This is a genomic window from Hafnia sp. HMSC23F03 (genome assembly GCF_001816025.1).
Lineage (GTDB): Bacteria > Pseudomonadota > Gammaproteobacteria > Enterobacterales > Enterobacteriaceae > Hafnia > Hafnia paralvei.
Map to the genome: position 1 here is coordinate 238,906 of NZ_KV824234.1, position 25,665 is coordinate 264,570.

Annotated in this window: 23 protein-coding genes; 8 read left to right on the top strand and 15 right to left on the bottom strand. The window is 46.8% G+C overall.

The features are described 5' to 3' along the window. Window positions 1-9: 9 nt before the first annotated feature. Window positions 10-312 (bottom strand): type 1 fimbrial protein, encoded by a 303-nt coding sequence (locus tag HMPREF3091_RS17670; RefSeq protein ID WP_070717556.1) that lies wholly within the window; start codon window positions 310-312, stop codon window positions 10-12. Between the two features lie 302 nt (window positions 313-614). On the opposite strand from HMPREF3091_RS17670, the gene HMPREF3091_RS17675 reads away from it, so the two are divergent. Continuing rightward, window positions 615-878 (top strand): YobH family protein, encoded by a 264-nt coding sequence (locus tag HMPREF3091_RS17675; RefSeq protein ID WP_070717559.1) that lies wholly within the window; start codon window positions 615-617, stop codon window positions 876-878. A gap of 296 nt (window positions 879-1,174) precedes the next feature. Here the strand turns inward: HMPREF3091_RS17675 and pfkB are convergent, their stop codons facing one another. Further along, on the bottom strand, window positions 1,175-2,131 hold the full coding sequence (pfkB, locus tag HMPREF3091_RS17680; protein ID WP_070717562.1) for a 6-phosphofructokinase II: 957 nt from the start codon (window positions 2,129-2,131) through the stop codon (window positions 1,175-1,177). Window positions 2,132-2,438: 307 nt separating this feature from the next. On the opposite strand from pfkB, the gene HMPREF3091_RS17685 reads away from it, so the two are divergent. Next, window positions 2,439-2,681, top strand: a complete 243-nt coding sequence (locus HMPREF3091_RS17685) for a DUF4060 family protein (protein ID WP_008813610.1) — start codon at window positions 2,439-2,441, stop codon at window positions 2,679-2,681. A gap of 109 nt (window positions 2,682-2,790) precedes the next feature. Here HMPREF3091_RS17685 and HMPREF3091_RS17690 read toward each other — a convergent pair whose 3' ends face one another. The 3 genes from HMPREF3091_RS17690 to copC are packed head-to-tail and all read right to left on the bottom strand — an operon-like array spanning window position 2,791 to window position 4,460. Continuing rightward, a complete protein-coding gene (locus tag HMPREF3091_RS17690) occupies window positions 2,791-3,144 on the bottom strand; it encodes a YebY family protein (protein ID WP_070717565.1) in 354 nt (117 codons plus the stop codon). A 45-nt stretch (window positions 3,145-3,189) separates the two neighbouring features. Then, window positions 3,190-4,074, bottom strand: coding sequence for a copper homeostasis membrane protein CopD (gene copD / locus HMPREF3091_RS17695; RefSeq protein ID WP_070717568.1), 885 nt, complete (start codon window positions 4,072-4,074; stop codon window positions 3,190-3,192). A gap of 8 nt (window positions 4,075-4,082) precedes the next feature. Beyond that, window positions 4,083-4,460, bottom strand: coding sequence for a copper homeostasis periplasmic binding protein CopC (gene copC / locus HMPREF3091_RS17700; protein WP_004094997.1), 378 nt, complete (start codon window positions 4,458-4,460; stop codon window positions 4,083-4,085). Between the two features lie 1,511 nt (window positions 4,461-5,971). Between copC and ompC the strand changes: the two genes are divergently transcribed. Beyond that, window positions 5,972-7,108 (top strand): porin OmpC, encoded by a 1,137-nt coding sequence (ompC, locus tag HMPREF3091_RS17705; protein ID WP_070717570.1) that lies wholly within the window; start codon window positions 5,972-5,974, stop codon window positions 7,106-7,108. Window positions 7,109-7,226: 118 nt separating this feature from the next. Here ompC and HMPREF3091_RS17710 read toward each other — a convergent pair whose 3' ends face one another. From HMPREF3091_RS17710 to cfa, 9 genes are all read right to left on the bottom strand, one after another. Continuing rightward, the gene (locus HMPREF3091_RS17710) at window positions 7,227-8,030 is read right to left on the bottom strand and encodes an alpha/beta fold hydrolase (RefSeq protein ID WP_070717574.1); all 804 of its coding nucleotides are present in this window, start codon (window positions 8,028-8,030) and stop codon (window positions 7,227-7,229) included. An 88-nt stretch (window positions 8,031-8,118) separates the two neighbouring features. Next, complete coding sequence (locus HMPREF3091_RS17715; protein ID WP_070717577.1) at window positions 8,119-10,167, bottom strand: S9 family peptidase; 2,049 nt, start codon at window positions 10,165-10,167, stop codon at window positions 8,119-8,121. A 138-nt stretch (window positions 10,168-10,305) separates the two neighbouring features. Next, window positions 10,306-11,163 (bottom strand): EAL domain-containing protein, encoded by an 858-nt coding sequence (locus HMPREF3091_RS17720; RefSeq protein WP_246840015.1) that lies wholly within the window; start codon window positions 11,161-11,163, stop codon window positions 10,306-10,308. A gap of 662 nt (window positions 11,164-11,825) precedes the next feature. Beyond that, window positions 11,826-12,185 (bottom strand): protein YebF, encoded by a 360-nt coding sequence (gene yebF / locus HMPREF3091_RS17725; protein ID WP_070717583.1) that lies wholly within the window; start codon window positions 12,183-12,185, stop codon window positions 11,826-11,828. A 101-nt stretch (window positions 12,186-12,286) separates the two neighbouring features. After that, complete coding sequence (yqfB, locus tag HMPREF3091_RS17730) at window positions 12,287-12,595, bottom strand: N(4)-acetylcytidine aminohydrolase (RefSeq protein WP_004094969.1); 309 nt, start codon at window positions 12,593-12,595, stop codon at window positions 12,287-12,289. Window positions 12,596-12,634: 39 nt separating this feature from the next. Next, a complete protein-coding gene (locus tag HMPREF3091_RS17735; protein ID WP_004094968.1) occupies window positions 12,635-12,940 on the bottom strand; it encodes a YebG family protein in 306 nt (101 codons plus the stop codon). Between the two features lie 97 nt (window positions 12,941-13,037). Next, on the bottom strand, window positions 13,038-13,547 hold the full coding sequence (locus HMPREF3091_RS17740) for a GNAT family N-acetyltransferase (RefSeq protein ID WP_004094966.1): 510 nt from the start codon (window positions 13,545-13,547) through the stop codon (window positions 13,038-13,040). 78 nt (window positions 13,548-13,625) lie between these two features. Continuing rightward, window positions 13,626-13,835 carry a transcription antiterminator/RNA stability regulator CspE gene (gene cspE / locus HMPREF3091_RS17745; protein ID WP_004094959.1) on the bottom strand — a complete coding sequence of 70 codons (210 nt, stop codon included), beginning with the start codon at window positions 13,833-13,835 and terminating at the stop codon, window positions 13,626-13,628. A 679-nt stretch (window positions 13,836-14,514) separates the two neighbouring features. Then, window positions 14,515-15,666 (bottom strand): cyclopropane fatty acyl phospholipid synthase, encoded by a 1,152-nt coding sequence (cfa, locus tag HMPREF3091_RS17750; protein WP_070717586.1) that lies wholly within the window; start codon window positions 15,664-15,666, stop codon window positions 14,515-14,517. Between the two features lie 427 nt (window positions 15,667-16,093). Between cfa and purT the strand changes: the two genes are divergently transcribed. Beyond that, the gene (gene purT / locus HMPREF3091_RS17755; RefSeq protein ID WP_070717591.1) at window positions 16,094-17,272 is read left to right on the top strand and encodes a formate-dependent phosphoribosylglycinamide formyltransferase; all 1,179 of its coding nucleotides are present in this window, start codon (window positions 16,094-16,096) and stop codon (window positions 17,270-17,272) included. Window positions 17,273-17,314: 42 nt separating this feature from the next. Here purT and HMPREF3091_RS17760 read toward each other — a convergent pair whose 3' ends face one another. Further along, window positions 17,315-17,497 carry a YoaH family protein gene (locus HMPREF3091_RS17760; protein ID WP_008813622.1) on the bottom strand — a complete coding sequence of 61 codons (183 nt, stop codon included), beginning with the start codon at window positions 17,495-17,497 and terminating at the stop codon, window positions 17,315-17,317. Between the two features lie 185 nt (window positions 17,498-17,682). On the opposite strand from HMPREF3091_RS17760, the gene pabB reads away from it, so the two are divergent. From pabB to HMPREF3091_RS22305, 4 genes are all read left to right on the top strand, one after another. Then, window positions 17,683-19,074 (top strand): aminodeoxychorismate synthase component 1, encoded by a 1,392-nt coding sequence (gene pabB, locus HMPREF3091_RS17765; RefSeq protein ID WP_070717596.1) that lies wholly within the window; start codon window positions 17,683-17,685, stop codon window positions 19,072-19,074. Beyond that, window positions 19,071-19,643, top strand: a complete 573-nt coding sequence (locus tag HMPREF3091_RS17770) for a CoA pyrophosphatase (RefSeq protein ID WP_070717599.1) — start codon at window positions 19,071-19,073, stop codon at window positions 19,641-19,643. The genes pabB and HMPREF3091_RS17770 overlap by 4 nt, the downstream gene beginning before the upstream one ends. Window positions 19,644-20,344: 701 nt before the next feature. After that, a complete protein-coding gene (sdaA, locus tag HMPREF3091_RS17775; RefSeq protein ID WP_070717602.1) occupies window positions 20,345-21,709 on the top strand; it encodes an L-serine ammonia-lyase in 1,365 nt (454 codons plus the stop codon). Window positions 21,710-22,437: 728 nt separating this feature from the next. Then, window positions 22,438-25,665 (top strand): Ig-like domain-containing protein (locus HMPREF3091_RS22305; RefSeq protein WP_139146230.1); only part of this gene is annotated, 3,228 nt, incomplete at its 3' end.

Here is a 25,665-nt window from a genome sequence, read left to right on the forward strand (position 1 = left end):
GGATAATAGTTAATGATAGCTAATCACTAAATGCCCTAAGTTTGGGTGGCCTTCTATGGGTTGTAGCCGAACGTTCGCTACGTTGGAAGGTAAAACAACCTGATCGCCCGATTTTAGCGCTTTATATGCGCGATTCTGATAGTCGCCATCCTGATAGCAGGACGAGTGAAAACCTTTGTCTGTAGGGGTGATTTCGCACCCAGACTCAACGAGAACGCCAACGAAACGTATGGTGCCCTTATTGGCACTTACCGATGAATTAAGAGCCAGCGCAAATACCATCGCTGCAACCCATGCTCTGTTCCTAAGCATATGTAACCTCCATTTATGATTCACTTTAAGAGTACTTACTAAAGGGAAAGATAAACTTGATTTACATCAGCTAAATATTTCACAGATAACTATTTTAATAGTTTTAAATGTCACTTTATTTAAAAAAATGCAATTTTGTAAAAATAATTTTTAGATTTTACCAAAAAAAGTTTAAATATACTCACAAAAACAACAAATTACAGTGTAAGGCACGGTGCTCTATAATCTCACACTAGTGGATAAGTTCTGTCCTCTAGCACATTAAGAATTGGGCTATAGACGCCCCCCATCAGATACTTGCTATGTTTATTACAACTTTCTATAGCTCAGGGGACTTAGGTTTGAAAACCATTCTCGCAGTATTTGTACTCACCTATGTAACACTATTTTTATCTGGCTATGGCATCCTTATCGGCAGCCATACAACTGTTGCTGGTCTTGGTTTGAAGTGTAAATACTTAACAGCGCGCTCTATCGTAGCAGCAGATTATCTGCACTCATCAAATGGCGTAATCGGGGTAGCTGAATGCCCTATTTTTAAGAAAGTTAGCGACATCGTTGATTAACAAACAACATAACCCTCTGTATAACTTCGACCAATACGTAAGTAAAAACGCATCCACTTCCAAACATTCATAATATGAATATGTTAAGATCATGACCGCATTAGAGGATGTAGAAGTCATGATTAAGCAATTTTATTTTTGGATGATAGTGGGTTGTGGTCTGTTCTTATTGATGTCTGGTTTTGTCATGAGATCGACATTTGAAGGTGCAATGGGTACATTGCTCATCTTATACAAAACGGTGATGGACTGAGCTTTCTACCCATCTCGGAAGATGGGTAGTATGAATCGGGAAACTACACGTCGTTAAGCGGCGTCTGTTGTTGGCAGAGATAACCGTACAGCGCATTAACATCGTGCTGCTGACATAAGCGGGTCCCTTTATTTAGCGTAGCGGCACTGCCTGCTGCTACGCCATAACGCACAATATCCAGTAAGTCGGCCTGCTGTGATAACTTCAGCACCATTGCCCCCACCATACTGTCGCCCGCCCCCACGGTACTGCGCATTTTTACCGGCGGTGGTACCACCTGAACCCAGTGGTTCTGCCCTACCGCCAGCGCGCCTTGAGCCCCAAGAGAAACCACGACATATTTTGACTTGCCTGCCGCTACAATCGACTGAGCCGCTTCTAGCACTGCGCTTGGCTCTTCAAGCAAATCTTTACCGCTAAGCTCAGAAAGCTCTTTCTGGTTGGGCTTAACCAGCAGCAAACCGCCGACTTCAAGCCCCGCCATCAGTGCCTGCCCAGAACTATCCAGCACGCACTCAATACCTTTCGTTTGCGCTAAGCGTATAAGTTCCTGTAACTCAGCCACCGTAACACCTTCAGGTAGACTCCCGCTGATGACCAAAATGCTGCCACGTGGAAGCGCTAACACGCATTCACGCAATTGCTCAAACTCCTGCGTGGTTAATTTGGCACCCGGCATCACAAAGCGATACTGCTCGCACGTTACTTCGGTGTGAACATGCATATTTTGTCGAGTCCATGCCTGAGTTTTTACAGTTTGGATCTCTACATGTTCTTGTTGTAATAGCTCAGCCAAGTGCTGTCCGGTTGGGCCTCCAGCGGGAAAAATAGCGCAGGCTTTTCCGCCAAGATGGGCAATAGCGCGCGCCACATTAATACCGCCGCCGCCGGGTTCGTAAATAGGTTCAGAACATCGCAGTTTGCCATCGGGATACAGCTTAGCGGTGGTCGTGGAAGTGTCTAAGGAAGGTGCTAGCGTCAACGTGAAGATTAATGTCATAACATATCCTTTTTATGTGATGCCTGATACCAGACTAGCACCCTTGCCATCCATTTCGCTGTGCTAATTCATCAAAGGATCTTTGAGATCACCCTAAAAGATCCTTTTTTGTCACAGCAATAACTATTTGCCTAATGTATACAAGATAATTGATTAATAAATAAACAAATCGCTTGATTTAAGCCGATCAGGATCGTGTCATAAAAAAGTCATGCTGCAATGTTATTGATATTGGTGCTATAACAAAGAGGTCAGCTTAGTACTGACAGACTAATAATTTGATGGATTTATGTATTACGGAGCCTCTATGAAGCGAATCATTAAAGGCGATACAAACTTCTCTCACCTCGTTGTTGCGCATGCAGCGATCGATCAGCATGCCAAAGCCTATGGCCTTGCCCGTCAAGGATGGCCTTCTACTTACCATATTAAATATCGAGATAAACTCATCGCGGTGGAAGTTGTGACCCGCCGTCAATCCTACGTTGCCACCGTCATGGTTGGCGCTCGAAGTTTAACCAAACTATGCGGTATGCCAGCCGCAGCATAAATCACACTCAGTGGCACGCTGGCAGGTGCCACCTAACATAATTCCGTTCCCATAAACAAAAAGAAGCGGCTTAGTTGCCGCTTCATTTGGTTCAGATGAGCCACAGTATCTACTGACAAAGTTGCTGCGCACGCTCAATGAAAGGAGCCACGCTCATTTTATGCCCCGCATTCTCTGGGTCATCTAGCAGGATAGTATCTAGCGGCTGAGCCGCCATTTTTTTGGTTTTGACCAATTCTGCCGCTTTCTCATCGAGCGGATACTGCGCCAACGTACTGGCGTTGATCACAAACAACGCATGATCTTTAGTACATTGCAATTGCACTTCTTCTTTGACAAAAGCCCATTGTTTACCAAACTGCGCCTTGCTCACGGTTTCCACTGTGCGGGCCGCCAAAGCACTGCCTGATACGGTACAGCCCCAAATAGCCAATATTCCTGTCAATACAACTCGTTTTTTCATCGCAGAATTCCACAATCTTTCAATCTTAAGCTGAGACTATCCTATCTAAATTGGCGGTTGTGTTGCGAAAAAACTTACCGCCGCCAACACCAGCAACGCCAATACCCACTCTACCGCCGCATTACGCGCCAGCAGTATAAAAGCTTGTTGTCGATTGCTGCCAATAGAGCGCACGACGCGATAACGGTTATACAGTGCAATAGACACCATCGCGGCCACCAGCAAGACTTTCCCCCACAGCCAACGCTCATAGAGAGAATTAAAGTCCAACGGCCAATGACCTAATATCAAAATAGCATTCGCCATCCCCGTGACGATAACCAATGCCACGGCCAAATGGCCCCAGCGTGAATAACGGATCACGGCGTCCATAGCGAAATTTTTCGCCGTGGTGTTTTGCTGTAATTCTCTAATGCATAACCCAAACGGAACTAAGCCACCAAACCAGAATCCTGCGCTGAGCAAGTGAACACCGTTGTTCAGCCGATGGACGATACCGAGAACGCCTTGCTCTGACGAGGCATGACCTGTCCTTGCTAAGGTAATAAGCAATGCGGCAGCCAACAGGATAAGCATTCCACGCCGCATAACAGCCGGCAGACAAAGTGCAACCAAGAGTAATGAAGAGAATATCAGTTGGAACAGCCACGCATCACCAAAGGTTGTCTGCATCACTGCGAGCCAAATCATAGGCTGAAAGACATCGCTCCAACCGTCCCCCATCAGACCCGCTTGCAATGCTACTATCAGCCAAGAGCTTAATGCACAGAGCGTTAAACACACGCCACGCAATGGACTAAGCTGCTTTTCTAAGCCGTTACGCAACTTGGGTGGAGCGATCCACCCAACATACAGCGCTAGGCCAAATATCTGTAATGCACTGGCAAAATGAATCCAGCGGCATAACACATAAAGAGCCGCAATACTCATGATTGGCCTTATTTCACAGAGAAGGTGTATTCGCCTTTAGTTTTATGCCCATCGACGGAAACCACATTCCAGTTAACATTGTATTCGCCCTGCTCCAACGGCTGGGAGAATGGCACTGACACATGTGTTTTATCGGCGCCTGTCACCAACAACTTACCGGTGGTGATATTTTTCTTTTCAGGGCCAACCACCGTTACTTTGCTAAAGCCGGGTTCAATTCCCTCGCTAAACACAAAAGTCAGTTCTGAGGGTGCACTCACCACGCTTTTTGCCGCTGGGGTTTGCTCGGTAAGATGCGCGTGTGCAAAAACCTGAGGTGATACGCTCAGCAGCAGCGCGGCGCAGAGTCCTGAAAGATGTATTTGGGTTGATTTGAGCAATTTCATGGCGGTTGCGTTCCTTTTGTTAGAAGCAGGTGAAGATAAATCCAATCGGTAACACTGAGCTCACGCATTTGGTTTGAACACCGAAAATACGCTAGCATATTGATTTTAATCTTACATTTTCACTCAGTTCATTACCATGCTATCTGCTACAAAATGACAACTTGCTATTTACGTTTTGCTAGTCACTCGACATTACCTTGGTATTGGTACATTCACTGCGAAATAAACCAGATCAATAACACCTTAAAAATCATACAATTGAACTATCTATACAAAATGGTGCTTGCAAGTTTGGTCTCAGAGAGCTTTAGTTAACAGGCATACCAACCTAACTACGGTTAAGAGAGGCCAAAATGAGTAAGGGAATGGATAGCAAAAAGAATGCGAAGAAGAAACCGTTGAAGAGCCCTGCAGAGAAACGCGCAGAGAAGAGAGCAAAACGCGCACATCCCGATGGTGAGTAATAAGTAGACGTATCTCGTATCTTAAACCCGCTGCGGCGGGTTTTTTGTTGCCCAAATTTTTCCACCTCCCCTATCAAGCCAGTTGATTCGGTCTAACTCAATTTCACCCTAAACGATTTCTGTCGCTAGGCTTATTCCAGTGAAAATAATCCGTAGCGACTGAATAATGAAACACCATTCCGACCATATTCCCACCGAAAAATATCCACTCTATTTCTTGCTGTCCGCCTCAGATTGATATGGGCTAAACAATGAACAAATTGATTTATTTTTATATCGATACCGTAGTTTCTTAACAATACGTGCTCTACATTTATGATTTAGCATGAATAATCAAAAGCGTTATTTTTAAAACAAGCGAATGCTTTAAATACAAAGGTGGAGGGAAAACTGAAAAAGCCTATACAGAAGTTGCGCACGAATAATCAAAAACAAATTTAAAAACAGCATTTTTAGACAAGCAATTCTTAATTATAGACCATGAAAAACAATCTCGCCAATATATCCACCATGAGGCGTCCATCACCAGAGAAATAACTAACGCATTGTTTTTAAATATATTTTTATAAATAAAAGATAAAAAAAACCGAACCTTAATAGAGGTTCGGCTTAAAAAGAATCTTAAGACACAGTAAAAAAATGCAGTAACAATGATGAGGTTTAATTATACATCATAATTTTCACTTCAATTTGCAATTTGTGTGGTAGCTGGAAAATTATCATTTTTCAGAAAACATCAAGCATATGAATTATCACTTAACGATATCTTTTTAAAAGGAAAAAACAGCTTCTTCGCCCGCGGGTTTGTATATTTAGTTCAGTCTCATTTACATTTTAATACATTTAATTACCATAAAATATAAATAAACGTCGTATTTGCACTTTTTATTTGTAGCGCATTAAACATATTATTAGGCTATGCTTGTAGCGTGAACTTTGACTGATGGAACGCACTTAAGTTCACGCAGCAAGTGTAAAAAAACATAAATAAGCAGTGGCACATATATCTGACCTTGGCCGGTCAAAAAACTAAGAAGGAATATCATAGTGAAACGTAATCTGCTGGCAGTAATCATCCCTGCACTCTTAGTTGCAGGCGCAGCTAACGCTGCAGAGATCTACAACAAAGACGGCAACAAGCTGGATCTGTTCGGTAAATTAGATGGTCTGCACTACTTCTCCGATAACAACGGTTCTGACGGCGATCAGTCCTACGTTCGTTTCGGCTTCAAAGGTGAAACTCAGATTAGCGACCAACTGACCGGCTATGGCCAGTGGGAATACCAAGCCAACCTGAACCACACTGAAAGCCAAGATAACAACAACTTTACCCGTGTTGGCTTTGCTGGTTTGAAATTTGCCGATTTCGGTTCTCTGGATTACGGCCGTAACTACGGTGTGATCTATGATGTCGGCGCATGGACTGACGTGCTGCCAGAATTCGGTGGCGATACCTACGGTGCTGATAACTTCATGTTCCAGCGTGGTAACGGCATGCTGACCTACCGTAATACCGACTTCTTCGGTCTGGTCGACGGTCTGAACTTCGCTCTGCAGTATCAGGGTAAAAACGATAGCCCAACCGAATCCAACAATGGCCGTGACGCTCAGGGTCAGAACGGCGACGGCTACGGTATGTCTCTGTCCTACGATCTGGGCTGGGGTATTAGCGCAGCAGCAGCTTACTCCTCATCTGATCGTACAAATGATCAGAATAGCGGTGGTAAAGGTGGAAAATATAACAACATTATGGGTCATGGCGATAAAGCAGACATCTACACCGGTGGTCTGAAATATGACGCTAACAACGTATACTTAGCAGCTATGTATACTCAGGCGTATAACGCTAACCGTTTCGGTGATTTCTCTGCAAGCGGTCCAGATGCCGTTTATGGCTTTGCTAACAAATCTCAGAACGTTGAAATCGTAGCACAGTACCAGTTCGACTTCGGTCTGCGTCCATCCGTTGCTTACCTGCAGTCAAAAGGTAAAGACCTCGGTAACGGCTATGGCGACCAAGATCTGATGAAATATGTTGATGTTGGTGCGACTTACTACTTCAACAAAAACATGTCTACCTATGTTGATTACAAAATCAACCTGCTGGATGACAACCGCTTCACCAAAAACGCTGGCATCAACACCGATGACATCGTTGCACTGGGTATTGTTTACCAGTTCTAATTCGGTAATTAACGAATCTAGACAATATGTGAATGCAATAAGGGGCCTAATGGCCCCTTCTTTTATCTCGCAAAGGCATCAAATCAGCCGAGTTTTACTGCTCTATCATCACGCCCCATCATTTCAGCGGGACGAGGAAATTCAGCAAGGCGTCGTTGACCCACTCTGGCTGTTCAAGCGTACAGATATGCCCAGCCTGTGGAACGATCAGCTGTTTGCAATTCAGCAATTCAGCCATCAGATAGCCTTCTAGAGGTGGCCTTGGCGCATCTTGCTCACCGGTGATCACCAATGCGGGCATTTCGAGCTCTTCAAGCAGCGGACAGCTATCCCCGCGGCCAAATATCATACGCCCTAGTGGCACAATACTTTGGCGTAAAGCCGATTCTGACATATCACTCAAATGCGCGGCTAATGCTTCAACTAAATGCGGCAAGGGTTCGCGGCGGAAAAACATGGGTGCAATTTGTTCAACTAATGCAGCAGGCACTTTTCCAGCCGCCTCGATCGCATTAAGCATCGCATCATACTTTTTGAATGTCACTTCAGGCTCTAGCCCAACAAAAGTATCCATTAACACCAAGGCTCGCACACGTTCAGGAACCATCGCCGCGAGCTCAACGCCCCACATCCCCCCAACGGAAAGGCCTACGATGGCAAATTCTTTGATGTCTAGTGCATCCATGAGCGCTAGGTGGTCGCACGCTAAATCCTTCAGAGAACGCCGCGATTGCGGCAGCGGGTCTGACTTCCCATGTCCCCATAAATCAGGTGCAATAACGCGAAAGTGCTGGCTTAGCGCCTCGATTTGAGGCGCCCACATGTTTGAATCAAACATGTAGCTATGACCCAGCAGCAACGTCAAGCCTTCACCGCGATCGATATAGTGTATTTGACGGTCGTTTATTGAGAGAAAAGGCATCGGGGGATCCTTGCGAATAGAGAAAAGTGTCCAATAAAAAAGCCTATGCATTTGGCGATATCACGCTCGAAAGCATAGGCATTAAAATTTACTGATGGATACCGGCTAAGGCCAGAATAAAAGCATACTCCAAGGCAATATCCTCATAGGCTTTGAAGCGCCCTGATTTGCCACCGTGCCCTGCGTCCATGTCGGTATACAACAACAGCTGATTATTATCCGTCTTCATATCGCGCAGTTTTGCCACCCACTTGGCGGGTTCCCAATATTGTACTTGGGAATCATGGAGCCCTGTGGTCACCAGCATATGCGGATAATCTTGGGCTTTCACCTGATCGTAAGGGCTGTACTGCTTGATATAGTGATAATATTCAGCGTCATTTGGGTTGCCCCATTCGTCATACTCACCGGTTGTCAGGGGGATGGATTCATCCAACATCGTCGTGACAACATCGACAAAAGGCACCTGAGCAACTATCCCGTGATAGAGTTGAGGAGCCTGATTCACCACCGCTCCCATCAGTAAACCACCGGCGCTACCGCCCATGGCATACACTTGCTGAGGATTGGCGTACTGTTCATCAACCATATGCTGCGTTACGCTGATAAAATCGCTGAACGTATTTTGCTTATGCAGCAGTTTACCGTCCTCGTACCATTGCTGACCGAGATCGGCACCACCGCGAATATGCGCCAACGCAAAAACAAAACCACGATCTAGCAGGCTCAAACGACTGATGCTAAACGCGGGATCCATGCTACTGCCATAGGATCCGTAACCGTAAACCAGCACGGGATTATGCCCCGCCTTAAACATATCCTGACGATAAACGATGGAAACTGGCACCTGAACTCCATCATGGGCAGAAACCCATAATCGTTCGCTGCGGTATGCGCCAGAATCGAAGTTTTTCACTTCTTGTTGCTTCAGCAACGTTCGCTCGCCGCTATCCAAATCAATCTGGAAAACAGAACTTGGCGTAGTCATCGATGAATAGCCATAGCGCAGCAGTGCGGTGTCCGGTTCTGGATTAAACGACAGCCACGTCATATAAGTGGGATCGTCAAAACGAATGTGTTTTTCCTCGCCAGATTGCCAGTGAATCTGACGTAGATGGGTTAACCCCTGCTCACGTTCCTCCACCACCAGCCAATCTTTGAAGAGGCTAAAACCTTCAAGCATGACTTCATCGCGCGCGCAGATAATCGGCTGCCAAGCTTTCTCATCGGCAGAAACCGACTGGTAGAGGCCAAAGTTTTTACCGTCTTTGTTCGAGCGGATATAAAACGTATCACGATAATGATCGAGACTATATTCATGGTCGCGACGGCGAGTGAGGAACGTCTGCGGCGTTGCATCGGTATCATCCGCATCCAGCATCAATATTTCAGACGTAGTCGTGCTAGAAATATGGATCAGGACATATTTATTAGAAATGGTTTTTTCTAGCCCCACGTAAAACGTGTCATCTGTTTCTTCATAGATGAGCTGATCGTCCGCCACGGAAGTGCCCAAACGATGGCGATATACCTGATAGGGCAGCAACGTCTGCGGATGTTTACGCACGTAGTAAAGCGAGGCTGAATCATTCGTCCATTCAAAATGGCCGGCGGTATTTTCCAGCACTTCATCGTACCAGCTCTGGTCGCCTAAGCGCTTAATGCGAATGTCATACTGGCGGCGTGAAAGAAAATCTTCGGCGATTGCCATCAGTTGATTATCAGGGCTAACCTCAAGGCCACCCAAGGCGTAAAAATCATGCCCCTGCGCGCGTTCGTTGCTATCAACAAGCAGATCCCATTCCGCGTTCTCTCCAGCATCAGTCTTCTGACGCACATAAAGCGCATATTCCTGCTCTGGCTTATAACGAGACTGATACCGATAGCCATTTCGCTGATAAGGCACCGATTCATCTTCTTGCGGAATGCGCTCAACCATTTCATTTAACAACCGCTCACGGAGTGGTTTTTCGCCGCGCATACAGGCTTCAGTGTAAGCATTTTCAGCTTTAAGATAGCTAAGAACCGCCTCATCGCTGCGTTCATCATCGCGCAGCCAATAGTAATTGTCGGTTCGAGTGTCGCCATGAATTTCCATGACGTGCGGATGTTTTGCTGCAACCGGTGCTTTATTCATTGTGTACACTTACCGCCTGTGATCTGATACTTCGTAACTCAATAGCGCTAATTCTTGACGAATGAATGATCAAGAATATTCATGCGCCCTACTTGTCCGGCGGATATGAAGCTATCGCCGATGTGCGGGACGGAAAGTTTAACGCTTGTTGTCGATAGGACAAAACGCTTCCTTATCAACATCAGTATACGACCTACGGATCTCGGTGAGTTGTTTACTCACAATTAAAAACTTTTTTTCACTCATTGGGCTAAACAGATAAAAGCCTTGAAGCGCCGGACATCCCAATTCTTCCAACTGCTTAAACTGCTCAGCGGTTTCAACATGTTCGGCAACAATATTCATATTCAGCGCGCTGGCGATCAGGATCAGATGTTCTACCAATTGACTCGCCTCAGGTTTGGCAAGCGCCTGAATTAACTCCCCGGGTATTTTTATCTGAGTCAGCGGTAGATCTTTTAGCAGTGCCAATAACTGATAGTCTTCACCAAAATGATCTATGGATAAACCGACGCCCAATGCGCGCAATCGTGCTAATTCCGCAAGAATGATCTCATCACTAAAAAGTTCGTTATTGCCCAACAGCTCAATAACCAACTTATCGGCAGGTATTGCATAGCGTTCGATATAAACAGCGAGCTGATCGATAAAATCCTGAGTGTAAAGCTGTGCGAGTGGCAAATTAAACGACAAGGCCAAATCAGATGAAACTGCCTGATGTAAGTGCTGCAGCAGCTGGCATACCTGATCGATCAGCCAAAGGTTTAATGTCTGCATCAAACCAAAGCGTTCAAGTGAGTCTAAGAAATCAGAGGGCTTCAGGATACCTTGTTGTGGATGGTGCCAACGCACTAAGGCTTCTGCTCCGAGCAATGTGCCTTTAATATTACACTGTGGCTGGTAATCTAAATAAAACTCATGCTCTGTGAAGGCCGATTGCAACGCTGCTTGCAGCGCAATCTCTAATTCCAAAGGAGAAACATTTGGGGCTGGCATTCCCAAAACATTATAGTGCTTATTATTCATTTTGTTATCTAATTATTAATAAAGTGATGCTTGATTTAACTGCATTCAGATTAGTTCTCTCTAATCTCAAGACACTTAAACAAAATCATAAAATAAGTATTGATTACTGCTAACAACTATCAGCATTAAGTTGAAAAATTAGCGGACTAAAACCACTATCAACCATCACATCGAACACTTAAATAGGCCATTTCTGAGAATGCGCTAACATGTAAAAACCATTAACAACCAACACATGGCATATAAATTCGTCAAGAATTGACCAAATAGTTTTTACTTTTCAAAAAGATAGGTTTTAAGACAAAACTATTTTACATGATATTTCTTGAAGAAAGAAACCATGAATTTAGCACTTTTATCCTGATAAATAAAATTTTCAGACTTAGATTTCACAATAACGTAAATTTTCAGGTCAAGATTTGTTGTTTATAGCGATCTACTAGTCAAAAATGTTTCTTTATGCTTTCTATTTTAAAGTTTCAGCGTTAGAGCTATAACAAAGGAATTTAATGATTGAGCGGTTATATCGCGAGGTTAATACATAGTACCTGTAGGGTTTTACCGTCTTGCTAGAATATAAAAAAACCTCTTTATCTATTAATAAAGAGGTTTCCAATGATGAACCGACAAATTTATTGCGGATGAGAATATTCGAGTTTGCCTGCTTTGCAATCAACTTTTACGGTATAAGTCTTATCAATCTTAGTACCGCGAACCGTCAGCAAAAGCTGCCAATCGTTTCCATTTTGAGTGACCTGATCCTGATTAACCCACACAACAGGGGTGCTGGTGCCTAATAGATTTTTATCATCGGCCCAGCGTGGCAGGCGGTTTTGCAAGAAATCGTTTTTCACCATCGTAGACAACTGAGTCGCCGTGGTTTGCTCACAATTTGCGATCGTCACTACTCTCTGCTCACTCTGTTGAGCCTGAGCGACACCTGCAGAAAAGGCAAATACCAGCCCAGTCACACTTAACACAATTTTGTTCATCTTAGATCCTCTTTAAGCTTTAGCGCGGAGCTCTTCCTCACCGCTGCCGACTACTCCATCGTATGAACGCACGCTCTGTGTGCTGAACGCGACACGGCGTGCTAGCGTATGTGAAAACTAATCACATACAATTCATTCAGTCCTGGGTAAATCTCGCTGATAACCTGCTTCAGCTCGCCCAGTGTCATATTCTCTTGTGCCGCATGAACCTCTGTCAGCTCGTTCATCAGTACTGGAGTGACGCTATCAACCTCAATCGTGCAAAAATATTGTCCATCTTCATTGCGACTGACGCTGAGCACCTCTCCTTTCTCAAAGTGAGATTCGCTACTGTCGCGAATGGTGATAGTTTTCTTGCCTGACAAGATGTCAGATTCAAAACGGCTATAAAATGTTATCTCACGTTTCATTCTAGATCCAGAGAAGTAAATAATATGTGAACTAAAACACTAGGCTGCGTTATCAATCGCAACTTTAACCTTTTTTTCGGATTTTTTGTTTTCTTCAGTGTCTTTTAGCGACGCCAGTGAGCCCCCACGCAGCAATTGAGAGAGTGAGTCTTTATGCTCGGCTAGATAAAAGCTCAGCGTTTCTATCGTGTCATCCTCAATATCCAAAGGTGACATTTTCAGCCATTCGCCCAAATTGTCGGCCAGATCGAGCATCTTATCGTAGGCATCAGCTTCTTTCTTACTGGCAAAGGTCATTTTTTCAACTCCATCACGAACGACGACGTACTGAATTTCAACGGACATAAATCACTCCAACCATACTGTATATAAAATCAGTATATGTATTTTTATCTTCTACTGCAAAATTGATGAGGGCGAGAAATAACGCCTAGGATTAAATCTAGAAGTAATAATACATCGCGACTCTCTGCACTAAGCCAGCGCCGCGTTCCTCACGCAGAAATTGTTCCAGAACGGGGAACTGTTCATCACCGACTAACGTGAAGCCAACTTTTTGGTAAAAAGGCGCGTTCCAAGGTAGATCAAGAAAAGTGGTCAACCCTACCCCGCTGAACCCACGCTGACGCGCGGCAACCAATGCATGATCAACTAAATAGTGTCCAATGCCACGTTGGCTAAATGCCGGTAATACACTCACTTCCGCTAAAAGCGCAAACTCTCCATGAGTTTCAAGCATGACAAAACCAATCGGTTTCTCATTGCGAAGGGCTACCCACAAATTCTGCGCACGCTGAGCTGTCTCTAACCGCTCAGCAGATACCGTTGTGTGGCGTAACGATTCAGGAAGTCTATCAGCAGGAAATTGTTCAGCGGCTAAACGTTCAACCTCAGCCAGCGCGGTAAGATGCTGGGGCTCTGCGAACTGAAAGGTAATATTTTCATTAGTCATTGCTTGGATCCATTCTGAGGCTAAAATGCAAAAAACCCGCACGCGGCGGGTTTTGTCAGCATGATAATATCAGCTTAATTACAGCGCAATAACATCAGCCGCAGACGGGCCACGTGGGCTGTCCTGAATGGCGAATTCTACCTGCTGGCCTTCAGCCAGAGTTTTGAAGCCGTCACTCTTGATGGCAGAGAAATGGACGAATACATCTTTGGAACCATCAGCAGGAGTGATGAAGCCAAATCCTTTGCTTTCGTTAAACCATTTAACGTGACCAGTTTTCTTGCTCATTGAACTTTCCTTTACTTAAAATTGCTTGCCCTTAAAGGGCATGGTAGACCTATTCCCCTGCGTAACTGACAAGACCTGTTCTTGCTGAGAGATAATTAAACACCCATCCAAAAATAAGTGAATATATAAATCTAAGCATTGGGTAGATCAAATCTAAGACCATTGCGCAGAGTTTTCAGGCGACGCTATTAACGCATAGTTTCATGCTTAGCGCAAATATTTCATAGCGAAAATGAGCAAAGTTTAAATGCTTCAGATTATATCTCCTTCGTTTCTTTTAATTGCTAAATATTAGCTTATGCAACCATCGTAAAATTTAAATAAAGCATTATTAATCAATAGAATAAAATAAAATCGCATGTCTTACATTATTTTTTATCGGTAAGCAAAAACATTAGCAAATAAAATCGAGATGCGTGTCACAAATATAACTTCACTGTTGAGAAAATAGGCTGACCTAGCACCCAGCGACAGCTGTAAAATAAGACAATATAACGTCATACCATTATGATGGTATCCAGAAAACGTGAAAAAGAGTCAATTGCGATAGGGTTGGTTTTAAGATGGGGGTGCTCAAGCAGTCAACATCAACGATGCGATGTAGAATCTATCATCATTTTTTCCGCCTCATATTATAAGCAAAAAGATCCGCAGCCACGCTGCGGATCTTAAAGGCATTTTAGCGAGGAACGCGAATTCCGCCCTCCACGCCTTTCGGACTCAGCAACACCTGCCATAGCTGGATGTTCCGCGCACGAAACGCACCCGCGCAGGCATTCAAATAATAGGTAAACATGCGATAAAAACGATCGCTATAGTTATTCTTAATCTCTGGCCAGCTTTGCTGGAATGCGTCATACCATGCCATTAGCGTGCGGTCATAATCACAGCCAAAATTGTGCCAGTCTTCTAAAACAAACAGATCTTCACTTTTCGAAGCAATATGTGCCACTGAAGGTAAGCAGCCATTCGGGAAAATATACTTATTAATCCATGGATCAACATTAAGGTCGGTTTGGTTAGAGCCGATGGTATGCAACAAAAATAATCCATCTGGTTTCAGATTTTTAGCCACCACTTCGAAATAAGTACGGTAGTTTTTAGGCCCAACATGCTCAAACATCCCTACCGATACAATGCGATCAAACTGCTCATCCAAATCACGGTAATCTTGTAGCAATATTTTGACATCGAGCCCCGCACAGCGGTCTTGAGCCATTTTCTGCTGCTCAGCAGAAATGGTTACGCCCTGTACAGAAACGCCGTATTCTTGCGCGGCGAACTGTGCTAATCCGCCCCACCCACAGCCAATATCCAACAACTTCATTCCCGGTTTGAGCTGAAGTTTTTCGCAGATCATCCGCAGCTTGGCTTGCTGAGCTTGTTCAAGCGTTTCGGCATCTTTCCAGTAGGCGCAGGAGTACTGCATATAGGGGTCGAGCATACGAGAAAACAGATCGTTGCCTAAGTCGTAGTGCTCTTTGCCTACGATCCATGCCCGTTTGCGAGTTTGGTAATTAAAAATACGCGCGGAAGCAATACGCACAATATCACTGAAATGTTTAGGCAAATGAGTATCAAGCTCAGCGGCTAAAATACGTTGGAAAAAGATATCTAGGCGATCACACTCCCACCAACCATCCATATAGCTTTCGCCCAGCCCCAAAGACCCCTCTTGTAACACTCGGTGGAAAAACTCGGGATTTTTGACTCGGATATCCTGTGGTTGATTTCCGTTAATCGTGATCCCCGCTTGGCTAAGCATTTCCTCAGCGATTCGGTACCAGTTATCTGCTTTTATTTCTGAATCAATAACACATGTCGAACTCATTGCTTACATCCCCTATACCGCACCAACCCTCCTGCTGCGCGGCCATAACTGTTTTCAGTCTACCAAAATTCAACATAGGGAGGGGATCCTGCCCCACCTAAGACTGCAATCATCATACAATATATTCATCATACAAATAAACAATAAACTTTCAACGAACCGAAAGGTTTTCGCGCTGAAAAATATATTTTTAAGCCTTGTAACTGCATTCCTTATCAATAATCTGAATGGCAAACTAATAACAGATGATAATAATTAGCCAGCTATGCATTATGAGTCAACTTATCTGCCTAAAAAAACGCTGCCGAGTCTGGCAAAAAGCATTTGTTGTTCTTTTTTCATTGGCTAAATAGAATCGAATGCCACCACGCAAACGTTTTCGTATATACTGCGCCTGACTTTTTGGCTCGAACTTAGGATGATAATTATGTTGTCGATTGGAACCGCGCTGCGTCCACATGCTACCCGCGTCATGCTGTTGGGCTCTGGTGAATTAGGCAAAGAAGTGGCTATCGAATGCCAACGTTTAGGTATCGAGGTCATCGCCGTTGACCGCTATCCCGATGCACCGGCTATGCAAGTTGCACATCGCAGCCACGTGGTTAACATGCTTGATGCTCAGGCGCTAAAGGCGGTGATTGAACGAGAACGGCCTGACTTTATCGTGCCGGAAATTGAGGCGATTGCGACGTCGATGCTGGTAGAGCTTGAACACGATGGTCAAAAAGTCGTTCCTTGTGCCCGTGCCACCCAGCTCACTATGAATCGCGAAGGTATACGTCGTCTTGCCGCTGAGACACTTCAATTGCCTACCTCCCGCTATCGTTTTGCCAATACAGAAAACGAGTTCAATGAGGCCGCACAGGAAATCGGTTTTCCCTGCATTATCAAACCGGTGATGAGCTCGTCGGGTAAAGGACAAAGCCTGATCCGTAGCGCCGACGACATGGCACCGGCATGGCAGTATGCGCAATCAGGAGGGCGTTCGGGCGAAGGAAAAGTTATTGTTGAAGGCTTAGTGAAATTCGATTTTGAAATTACGCTGCTGACAATTAACGCCTGCGACGGCTTACACTTCTGCGCCCCTATCGGCCATCGCCAGCAAGACGGTGACTATCGCGAATCTTGGCAACCACAGGCCATGAGCGATATCGCATTGGCAAAAGCACGCGACATTGCCGGTAAAGTGGTCACCGCGTTAGGTGGCTATGGCCTGTTTGGCGTTGAGCTTTTTGTTTGCGGTGATGACGTCATTTTCAGCGAAGTGTCGCCTCGCCCGCACGATACCGGTATGGTCACACTGATTTCTCAAGATTTATCAGAATTTGCGCTGCACGTGCGCGCTTTCCTCGGCTTGCCTATCGGCGCAATCCGCCAATTTGGTCCAAGCGCCTCTTCGGTGATCCTGCCCCGCCTGCACAGCAACGATGTCATTTTTGACAACACACGCAATGCACTGCAACCGCAGACACAGCTGAGATTATTCGGCAAACCTGAAATTGACGGCACACGTCGTTTAGGGGTAGCGCTGGCCTATGATGAGACCGTTGAGAAAGCCATTGCGCTCGCTAAACAGGTGAGCAATAGCGTTGTGGTGAAGGGATAAAATATAGGGCGCGGAAAGGAGTCCGCGCCGCTTTCTTACTGATTAATCTTCGTCTTCGTCATCAAACGAGACTTGAATATGTGCACCGGTATGGTTGGCGCGAATTTCCGCGGCGACCTGAGCGATGGCTTCACCGCTGCTCATACCTTGCTCCATCAGTCTATGAATGCGATCGGCAGCCACTTGCTGTTCTGTATGTGATAACGCTGGCATTCCGCTGTTCATCAATAACTCCTGCTGCTGAATGTTAATACGGGGGCGTGAGTATAGCCGTAAACCCGCCACAAGCCTAGACATTGCATGGCCATTTAACACCTAATCTTGCCGCTGATTTATGGTAGTCTTATGATCGCCTTATATATGCTTGAACAGGCTAAACCTGCATAACAAATAAAAGTGATCTATCGTTCATGAATGCCACTACCTCATCGTCTGCTTCGCTGTCACGCATTGATTTAAAGTATACACCGGATGCCATCCTGCATTATTTTGCGCCAATTGCGCAGCAACCGTGGGCGATGTTGCTTTATTCAGGCGGGGCTAGCCATCCGCATAACCGTTTTGATATTTTGGTTGCCCAGCCGATTCTGACCTTAACCACGCGTGGTGAACAAACCGCTATCGCAGAGCAGAATGAAGTGCGTTACAGCACGCAGGATCCCCTATCTCTCGTGCAAGAAGAGCTACAGCGACTGCTCCCAAAAATGTGTGAGCAAGAAGACACCCCGTTTTGTGGTGGTGCCGTTGGCCTATGGGGATACGATCTCGGACGCCGTTTCGAAACCTTGCCTGCGTTAGCTCTCGCCGATCTCACTACACCGGATATGGCGGTCGGCATTTATGACTGGGCGTTAGTTGCCGATCACCAACTCAAGCGTTTAACGCTGCTGGCCCACGGTGATGCGCAGTCTCGGCTTGACTGGCTGAGCCGTCAGACAACTCAGCCACCGAAACATTTTCAACTGACGTCTGGCTGGCAGGCTAATCTCACCAAAGCCGAATATGACCAACGTTTTGCCCAAATTCACGACTACCTGCACGCCGGTGATTGTTATCAAATTAACCTCACTCAGCGCTTTAGTGCCCGCTATCAGGGTGACGAGTGGCAAGCCTTTGTACGCTTAAATGCGCAAAATCGCGCCCCCTTCTCTGCCTTTATCCGCCTGCCGGACAGCGCGATTTTAAGCGTTTCTCCCGAGCGTTTTTTGCAATTGGAACAAAAGCAGATTTCAACGCGCCCCATCAAAGGCACCCTGCCTCGCTTAGCCGATCCACAGGCCGATAAAATGCAAGCGCAGAAGCTGGCTGATTCGAAGAAAGATCAGGCTGAAAATTTGATGATTGTCGATTTGATGCGTAACGACGTTGGCAGAGTCGCGCTAGCCGGCAGCGTACGTGTGCCCGAACTGTTTGTGGTTGAGCCTTTTCCCGCAGTGCACCATTTGGTGAGCACTATCACGGCTACATTGCCAGAAATGCTCAACGCGACTGATTTATTGCGCGCCTGTTTCCCTGGCGGTTCTATCACCGGTGCACCGAAAATTCGTGCCATGCAAATCATCGAGGAACTCGAGCCTCACCGGCGTAATGCCTACTGTGGCAGCATTGGCTACATCAGTTGCTGTGGCAATATGGACACAAGCATCACCATTCGCACGTTATTAGCCGAAAACGGCCAAATACATTGCTGGGCTGGCGGCGGTATCGTGGCCGACAGTCAGGTTGACGCTGAGTATCAGGAAACCTTCGACAAAGTAGGGAAAATCTTGCCGATCCTTGGCAATGTGGAGGTATTGGCATGATGCAGCTTAGCCCTGAACTCGCTGAGTTTGTGACACGCTTTCAGCTTCAGTCCCCCTTACCGACCCATGAAGGGCATAACCTACGTCAGGCAGCGGTGCTCATCCCGATAGTCAATCGCCCACGGCCCACGCTGCTATTAACTCAGCGATCTAGCCATCTACGCAAACACGCTGGTCAAGTTGCTTTCCCTGGCGGCGCGGCCGACATCACTGACGGTTCGCTGATTTCCACCGCCCTGCGTGAAGCTCAGGAGGAGATCGCACTGCCGCCGGAATCTGTTCATATCCTTGGGCAGCTTCCTGCGGTAGATAGCATCACCGGTTTTCACGTCACGCCCATCGTCGGTCTGTTGCCAGCCGATATCACGCCAATCGCCAGTGAGGACGAAGTTGCCGCAGTATTTGAAATGCCGCTGCATGAAGCTCTCGCGCTCTCCCGCTACCACGCGCTCGACATTCACCGCCGCGGCCACAGCCACCGAGTGTATCTCTCGTGGTATGAACGTTTTTTTGTTTGGGGAATGACGGCAGCCATCATTCGACGTCTCGCCCAGCAGGTTCATCGCTAGTCCATTAGCTCAGGTAGCAATCGAATACTTCGCCTCTTGTTTTCATCAAAAAAACTAATCCAAAGCTAAATCAGCCTCGTGCGTTCGCGTATTCATTCAGGCTGATTAGGGATTCCTCGATCCCAGTCACTCTCTTTTTTCTGTGATCGACTAAAGTAAACATAATAACCTTTGGTAAATACGGGTAAATTCGCCCGCCATTGCTTGATTTATCTGGCATATGCCGCAATATCATTGATAAGTCACTATGAAATGCGAGATGTACAGAGCGAGATTTTTTTCAACTTACCCTGTTTGGGTCTGCTGAAGGTACGGTAAAAACAAGAAGTATTTGTCGCATAAATACGCGGCCAATCCTTACCCGATGTAGGGTTAATCGATTTTTTTGCGTTTGAGATAGATAAAATGAAGGATTGGACGTGCGTCACCCATAAAGTTCGGCTATTGTTGGCGCGTTTTTATCATGACGTGACCATGATGCGAAATGTTACATTAATTTTTATAATGTGAACCTGCTTCCACGGCAGCAAAAGCATTGGACGTTAGAGCAAAAGCACCAGAAAAAACCACGGACCAACGGTGGCAAATCCGTTATCCGCAGTCTGTACCCTATAACGGGTATAATAACTTTTATATAAAGACAGCATCTCACAGAGCACTCCGTGTTCTCACGAGAGCAATGTCTACTAAGGAGTCCCAACGTGATTAGCGTTTTCGACATGTTTAAGATCGGTATCGGCCCTTCTAGTTCACATACCGTGGGCCCGATGAAAGCCGGCAAACAGTTTGTCGACGATCTGATTGATAAAGGGTTGCTACCTTCTGTCACGCGCATTTCCGTCGATGTTTATGGCTCTCTTTCTCTGACGGGGAAAGGCCATCATACTGACATTGCGATCATCATGGGTTTGGCGGGCAACATGCCTGACACCGTTGATATTGACGCAATCCCGGGCTTTATTCGCGACGTCGAGCAACGTCAGCGCCTGCTGTTGGCTAATGGCCAGCATGAGGTTGATTTCCCACGTGAAGGCGGAATGAATTTCCGCAGCGACAACCTGTCCCTGCACGAAAACGGCATGCAAATTCATGCGTTTGCCGGTGACAAGGTGATCTACAACAAAACCTATTACTCTATCGGCGGTGGCTTTATCGTTGACGAAGAACACTTCGGCAAAGATCAGGCTGGCGGCGTTACCGTACCTTATCCGTTCCATTCAGCCCAAGAACTGCTGGATCATTGCAAAGAAACCGGCCTGTCTATCAGCGGTTTAGTCATGAAGAACGAATTAGCTCTGCATACCAAAGAAGAGATCTATGCTTACTTTGGTGACGTATGGGCAACCATGCAAGCCTGCATCGATCGTGGTTTAAACACCGAAGGTCTATTGCCGGGGCCATTGCGCGTACCGCGTCGTGCCTCTGCCCTACGCCGTATGTTGGTCACGACCGACAAATATGACAAAGATCCAATGACCGTTATCGACTGGGTAAATATGTTTGCCTTGGCGGTTAACGAGGAAAACGCCGCTGGCGGGCGCGTCGTTACAGCGCCAACCAATGGTGCTTGCGGGATCGTTCCTGCGGTATTGGCCTACTATAACCACTTTATCGAACCTGTTACGCCAGAAGTGTTTGTGCGTTACTTCTTAGCTTCCGGCGCAGTGGGTGCACTGTACAAAATGAACGCGTCCATCTCAGGTGCCGAAGTCGGTTGCCAGGGTGAAGTGGGCGTTGCCTGCTCAATGGCCGCAGCAGGCCTGACCGAGCTGCTTGGCGGTAGCCCAGAGCAAGTATGCGTCGCCGCTGAAATCGGAATGGAACACAACTTGGGGCTGACCTGTGACCCTGTTGCGGGTCAGGTTCAGGTTCCTTGCATCGAACGTAACGCTATTGCATCGGTTAAAGCGATCAACGCGTCGCGCATGGCATTACAGCGAACCTCTGAGCCACGCGTCTCTCTGGATAAAGTTATCGAAACGATGTACGAAACCGGTAAAGACATGAATGCTAAATACCGCGAAACCTCTCGCGGTGGTTTGGCCATTAAAGTTCAGTGTGATTAAGTAAGTTCTTAAGCCCGAGTATCTCACTTCACCATGAGATATTCGGGTCTTTCCAATTCCCTCTATTCCGCTCTTCCGTTAAATGCATCCCTCTGAAAATCGCTGAAATATACAATAATCCGATTTGAAACACTGACTTTTCACGTGGTAAATAGCCGTTATCCACAAATAGACCATAAACTATTAAATAATCCAAAAACGGACTTGTGTTGATATTGCTCTCCCGCTGGCAATAGATACAATGCCGCACAAATAAAATATAAATACCAGTACATAACAGATTAACACCAGCGCAATTCCTTCCCTTGTGATTGCATGATGCTAAGCATATCTCCCTGAGTATTTAACTCGATTTCTGGCAGAGATGATTTGAACCAGACAGCACCACGTTGCTGAGCCCTGATGCTTACTGGTGGTGAGGGTTCGTTATATTTAATAAGTACTGCGGAGGCCTTAGTAAAGTTTTTCTTATATATTTTTTTTCAAAACCGCTATTAGATATCGAAAAATGCTTAAGCACGTTAAAAGTGCAACAAGCATTACCTGCAAACGGAACATCATGAATACATTGGGCGCACACAAAACCATTCAACTACCCGACAATATAACAACAAACTGCCACCATGAAGCGCTACCACATTGATAAAAAATCGGACTAATTTCTAGCAAGTCATCTAATAGCGACTAGATTTGAATGATCACAACTAAACTTTCTTTTGGATTTTAGGATGAAAAAGGTTTTCTCTATTAGAAAAAGCGAATTATTTCGTTTTTTCGCTTGGTTACAAATACTATTGCAAGTCCTTTTTCCTCTTGTATCGGCATTGCCTCACAGTGCGATAGCACAGAGTTCATCATCGAGTAGCACTAACCTCTCTCCTTTTGCCGTTGATAGAAATGGCAGTTCAACAACAAAAGACACTCCTGTACTCCCGTATGGCGACACCATGAGCAGCCTCGCCAGTTCATTGTCTTCCAATGGTGCCGAAGGGGTGGCCAGCAGTGCAAAATCTGCTGCCACTGGCTACGCCTCTTCGTCAGCTCAGCAGTGGCTGAGCCAGTTTGGTACCGCCCGCGTTCAGCTTAACGTGGATGACAACGGTAACTGGGACGACAGCGCCATCGATTTCCTTGCCCCACTTTATGACAATAAAAAATCCATGCTGTTTACCCAACTCGGCCTGCGCGCGCCTGATGGTCGTGTCACTGGCAATATGGGCATAGGCGTGCGTACTTTTTACGTCGAAGATTGGATGTTTGGCGGCAACGTCTTCTTTGATGATGACTTTACTGGAAAGAACCGCCGTATTGGCATCGGGGCAGAAGCCTGGACCAATAATTTAAAACTGTCGGCCAACACCTATGTGGGTACCACCGAGTGGCATCAGTCGCGCGATTTTAACGATTATAATGAAAAACCGGCTGATGGTTACGACGTACGTGCTGAAGGCTACCTTCCAGCCTACCCGCAACTCGGCGCTAAGCTGATGTATGAACAATACTACGGCGATAAAGTCGCCCTATTTGATACTGACCATTTGCAAAGTAACCCCTCAGCCGTCACCACCGGTCTGAGCTACACCCCAATCCCCTTAGTCCAGCTCGCGGTTAACTACAAACGCGGGCAAGACTCGATGGATGATACCCAGTTTCAAGTCAATCTCCGTTATGACCTTGGCCGCCCATGGGCTTATCAAATTGATCCTGAGAGCGTTCGTCTTGAGCGCAGTTTAGCCGGCAGCCGCTATGATTTGGTTGAGCGTAATAACCAAATCGTGCTGCAGTATCAGAAGAAAGACCAACAGAGCGTCAGCAATCTCAACCTGCAAGTCACCGTGGATAACAGTCCATCCGATGGTTTAACCCCCAACACGGCACAGGTGTTTGCGACGGATAAAGACGGTCAGCCAGTACGTAATGCACCGATTACATGGTCTACCAGCGGCACCGCAAAACTGGTGACCAGCACGTCGGTGACCAATAACAGCGGTATGGCGTCCGTTAACTTCACCAACACCGTCCCTGAATCGGTACAAGTCACCGCGAAAAGTGGCGCGGTCAGCGCGACTCAAAACAGCCAGTTTAACGCGGCAACGGTCAGCAATATCACGCTGAAAATCACCAAAGATAACAGCGTGGCCGATGGTAAAACGCCTAACCATGCCGTCGCCACCGTCACGGATATTAACAATCGCCCTATCGCTAATACGCAGGTGAAATGGGGTGTTGATGCACCGGCCACATTGAAGAGCACGCAAACGACCACCAACGCCAGCGGTCAGGTCACCACTGACTTTACATCAACCACGGCGAGTACCGTTATGTTGACGGCCACGGCCGGCGATAAGAGCGCGTCACAGCAAGGACATTTCATCTCGAACTCCGCTAGCAATGTTATCGATACGATGGTGGTCACTAAGGATGGGAGTGCTGCAAATGGCACGGCCGCCAATACGGTCAATATCACTGTCAAAGATGGCAATGGTGCACCGGTCAGCAATGCTGACGTGTCATTAAGTGCCGATAAAGGCACCGTTATTTTTGGTGCGGCGCTAAAAGCGAAAGCAGCCAAAGCGGCGAAAACCTTCCAGACCGATGCTCAAGGCGCACTGACCGTTGCCTTTACGGATACGGTAGCCGAAACAACCCAACTAACAGCAACGCTAGAGAATGGAAACACCAAGACGGCGACAGCGAACTTTGTCGCTGACAGTGCATCCGCTAAAGTCAGTGACCTAAGAGTGACCAGTGGTGCTGTGGCTAACGGAACGGCAACTAACCAAGCCACGGTGACCGTGGTGGATGCGAACAACAACCCACTATCTGGTGTGGATGTGGCGTGGTCTCAAGACGGCTCTGCCGTGTTCGGTACTTCGGCCAAAACCGACGCCAACGGCAAAACCACCGTGAAATTTACTGACACTCAGGCACAGACGGTCAATGTGACCGCCACGCTGGCAAGCGGCAGCACCCTGTCCAAACCCAGCAGCTTTGTGGCCGACAGCAGTTCAGCCAAAGTCAGTGACCTTACCGTGACCACCGGCGCAATCGCCAATGGCACCGCAGCCAACCAAGCCACGGTGACCGTGATGGATGCGAACAATAATCCGCTGTCTGGTGTAGATGTAACATGGACGCAGGATGGCTCCGCCGTATTTGGCACCTCAGCCAAAACCGATGCCAACGGTCAAACCACCGTGAAGTTTACGGATACCAAAGCGCAGACGGTTAATGTGACCGCCACGCTGGCCAGCGGCAGCACATTGTCTAAGCCAAGCACCTTTGTCGCCGACAGCAGCTCAGCCAAAGTCAGTGACCTAACCATCACCAGCGGCGCTGTGGCTAACGGAACCGCCACCAACCAAGCTACGGTGACCGTGGTCGATGCCAACAGCAACCCACTGTCCGGTGTGGATGTGACGTGGTCTCAAGACGGCTCTGCCGTGTTAGGTACTTCGGCCAAAACCGATGCCAGCGGCAAAACCACCGTGAAGTTTACTGACACCACGGCGCAGACGGTCAATGTGACCGCCACGCTGGCCAGCGGTAGCACATTGTCTAAGCCGAGTACTTTTGTGGCTGACAGTGCCTCTTCCAAGGTGAGCGACCTGACCATCACCAGCGGTGCTGCGGCTAACGGAACGGCAACCAACCAAGCCACGGTGACCGTGGTCGATGCCAACAGCAACCCACTGTCCGGTGTGGATGTGGCGTGGACGCAGGATGGCTCAGCCGTGTTCGGTGCCTCAGCCAAAACCGATGCCAACGGTCAAACCACCGTGAAGTTTACGGATACCAAGGCGCAGACGGTTAATGTAACCGCTACGCTGGCCAGCGGCAGCGCATTGTCTAAGCCGAGCACTTTTGTCGCCGACAGCAGCTCAGCCAAAGTCAATGACCTAACTATCACCAGCGGTGCTGTGGCTAACGGAACGGCAACCAACCAAGCCACGGTG

What these genes read in the sequence shown, in the direction of transcription:
- HMPREF3091_RS17670 (WP_070717556.1), bottom strand. Translation starts at nt 312, where the DNA reads ATGCTTAGGAACAGAGCATGGGTTGCAGCGATGGTATTTGCGCTGGCT.
- HMPREF3091_RS17675 (WP_070717559.1), top strand. Translation starts at nt 615, where the DNA reads ATGTTTATTACAACTTTCTATAGCTCAGGGGACTTAGGTTTGAAAACC.
- pfkB (WP_070717562.1), bottom strand. Translation starts at nt 2,131, where the DNA reads ATGACATTAATCTTCACGTTGACGCTAGCACCTTCCTTAGACACTTCC.
- HMPREF3091_RS17685 (WP_008813610.1), top strand. Translation starts at nt 2,439, where the DNA reads ATGAAGCGAATCATTAAAGGCGATACAAACTTCTCTCACCTCGTTGTT.
- HMPREF3091_RS17690 (WP_070717565.1), bottom strand. Translation starts at nt 3,144, where the DNA reads ATGAAAAAACGAGTTGTATTGACAGGAATATTGGCTATTTGGGGCTGT.
- copD (WP_070717568.1), bottom strand. Translation starts at nt 4,074, where the DNA reads ATGAGTATTGCGGCTCTTTATGTGTTATGCCGCTGGATTCATTTTGCC.
- copC (WP_004094997.1), bottom strand. Translation starts at nt 4,460, where the DNA reads ATGAAATTGCTCAAATCAACCCAAATACATCTTTCAGGACTCTGCGCC.
- HMPREF3091_RS17710 (WP_070717574.1), bottom strand. Translation starts at nt 8,030, where the DNA reads ATGCCTTTTCTCTCAATAAACGACCGTCAAATACACTATATCGATCGC.
- HMPREF3091_RS17715 (WP_070717577.1), bottom strand. Translation starts at nt 10,167, where the DNA reads ATGAATAAAGCACCGGTTGCAGCAAAACATCCGCACGTCATGGAAATT.
- HMPREF3091_RS17720 (WP_246840015.1), bottom strand. Translation starts at nt 11,163, where the DNA reads ATGCCAGCCCCAAATGTTTCTCCTTTGGAATTAGAGATTGCGCTGCAA.
- yebF (WP_070717583.1), bottom strand. Translation starts at nt 12,185, where the DNA reads ATGAACAAAATTGTGTTAAGTGTGACTGGGCTGGTATTTGCCTTTTCT.
- yqfB (WP_004094969.1), bottom strand. Translation starts at nt 12,595, where the DNA reads ATGAAACGTGAGATAACATTTTATAGCCGTTTTGAATCTGACATCTTG.
- HMPREF3091_RS17735 (WP_004094968.1), bottom strand. Translation starts at nt 12,940, where the DNA reads ATGTCCGTTGAAATTCAGTACGTCGTCGTTCGTGATGGAGTTGAAAAA.
- HMPREF3091_RS17740 (WP_004094966.1), bottom strand. Translation starts at nt 13,547, where the DNA reads ATGACTAATGAAAATATTACCTTTCAGTTCGCAGAGCCCCAGCATCTT.
- cspE (WP_004094959.1), bottom strand. Translation starts at nt 13,835, where the DNA reads ATGAGCAAGAAAACTGGTCACGTTAAATGGTTTAACGAAAGCAAAGGA.
- cfa (WP_070717586.1), bottom strand. Translation starts at nt 15,666, where the DNA reads ATGAGTTCGACATGTGTTATTGATTCAGAAATAAAAGCAGATAACTGG.
- purT (WP_070717591.1), top strand. Translation starts at nt 16,094, where the DNA reads ATGTTGTCGATTGGAACCGCGCTGCGTCCACATGCTACCCGCGTCATG.
- HMPREF3091_RS17760 (WP_008813622.1), bottom strand. Translation starts at nt 17,497, where the DNA reads ATGAACAGCGGAATGCCAGCGTTATCACATACAGAACAGCAAGTGGCT.
- pabB (WP_070717596.1), top strand. Translation starts at nt 17,683, where the DNA reads ATGAATGCCACTACCTCATCGTCTGCTTCGCTGTCACGCATTGATTTA.
- HMPREF3091_RS17770 (WP_070717599.1), top strand. Translation starts at nt 19,071, where the DNA reads ATGATGCAGCTTAGCCCTGAACTCGCTGAGTTTGTGACACGCTTTCAG.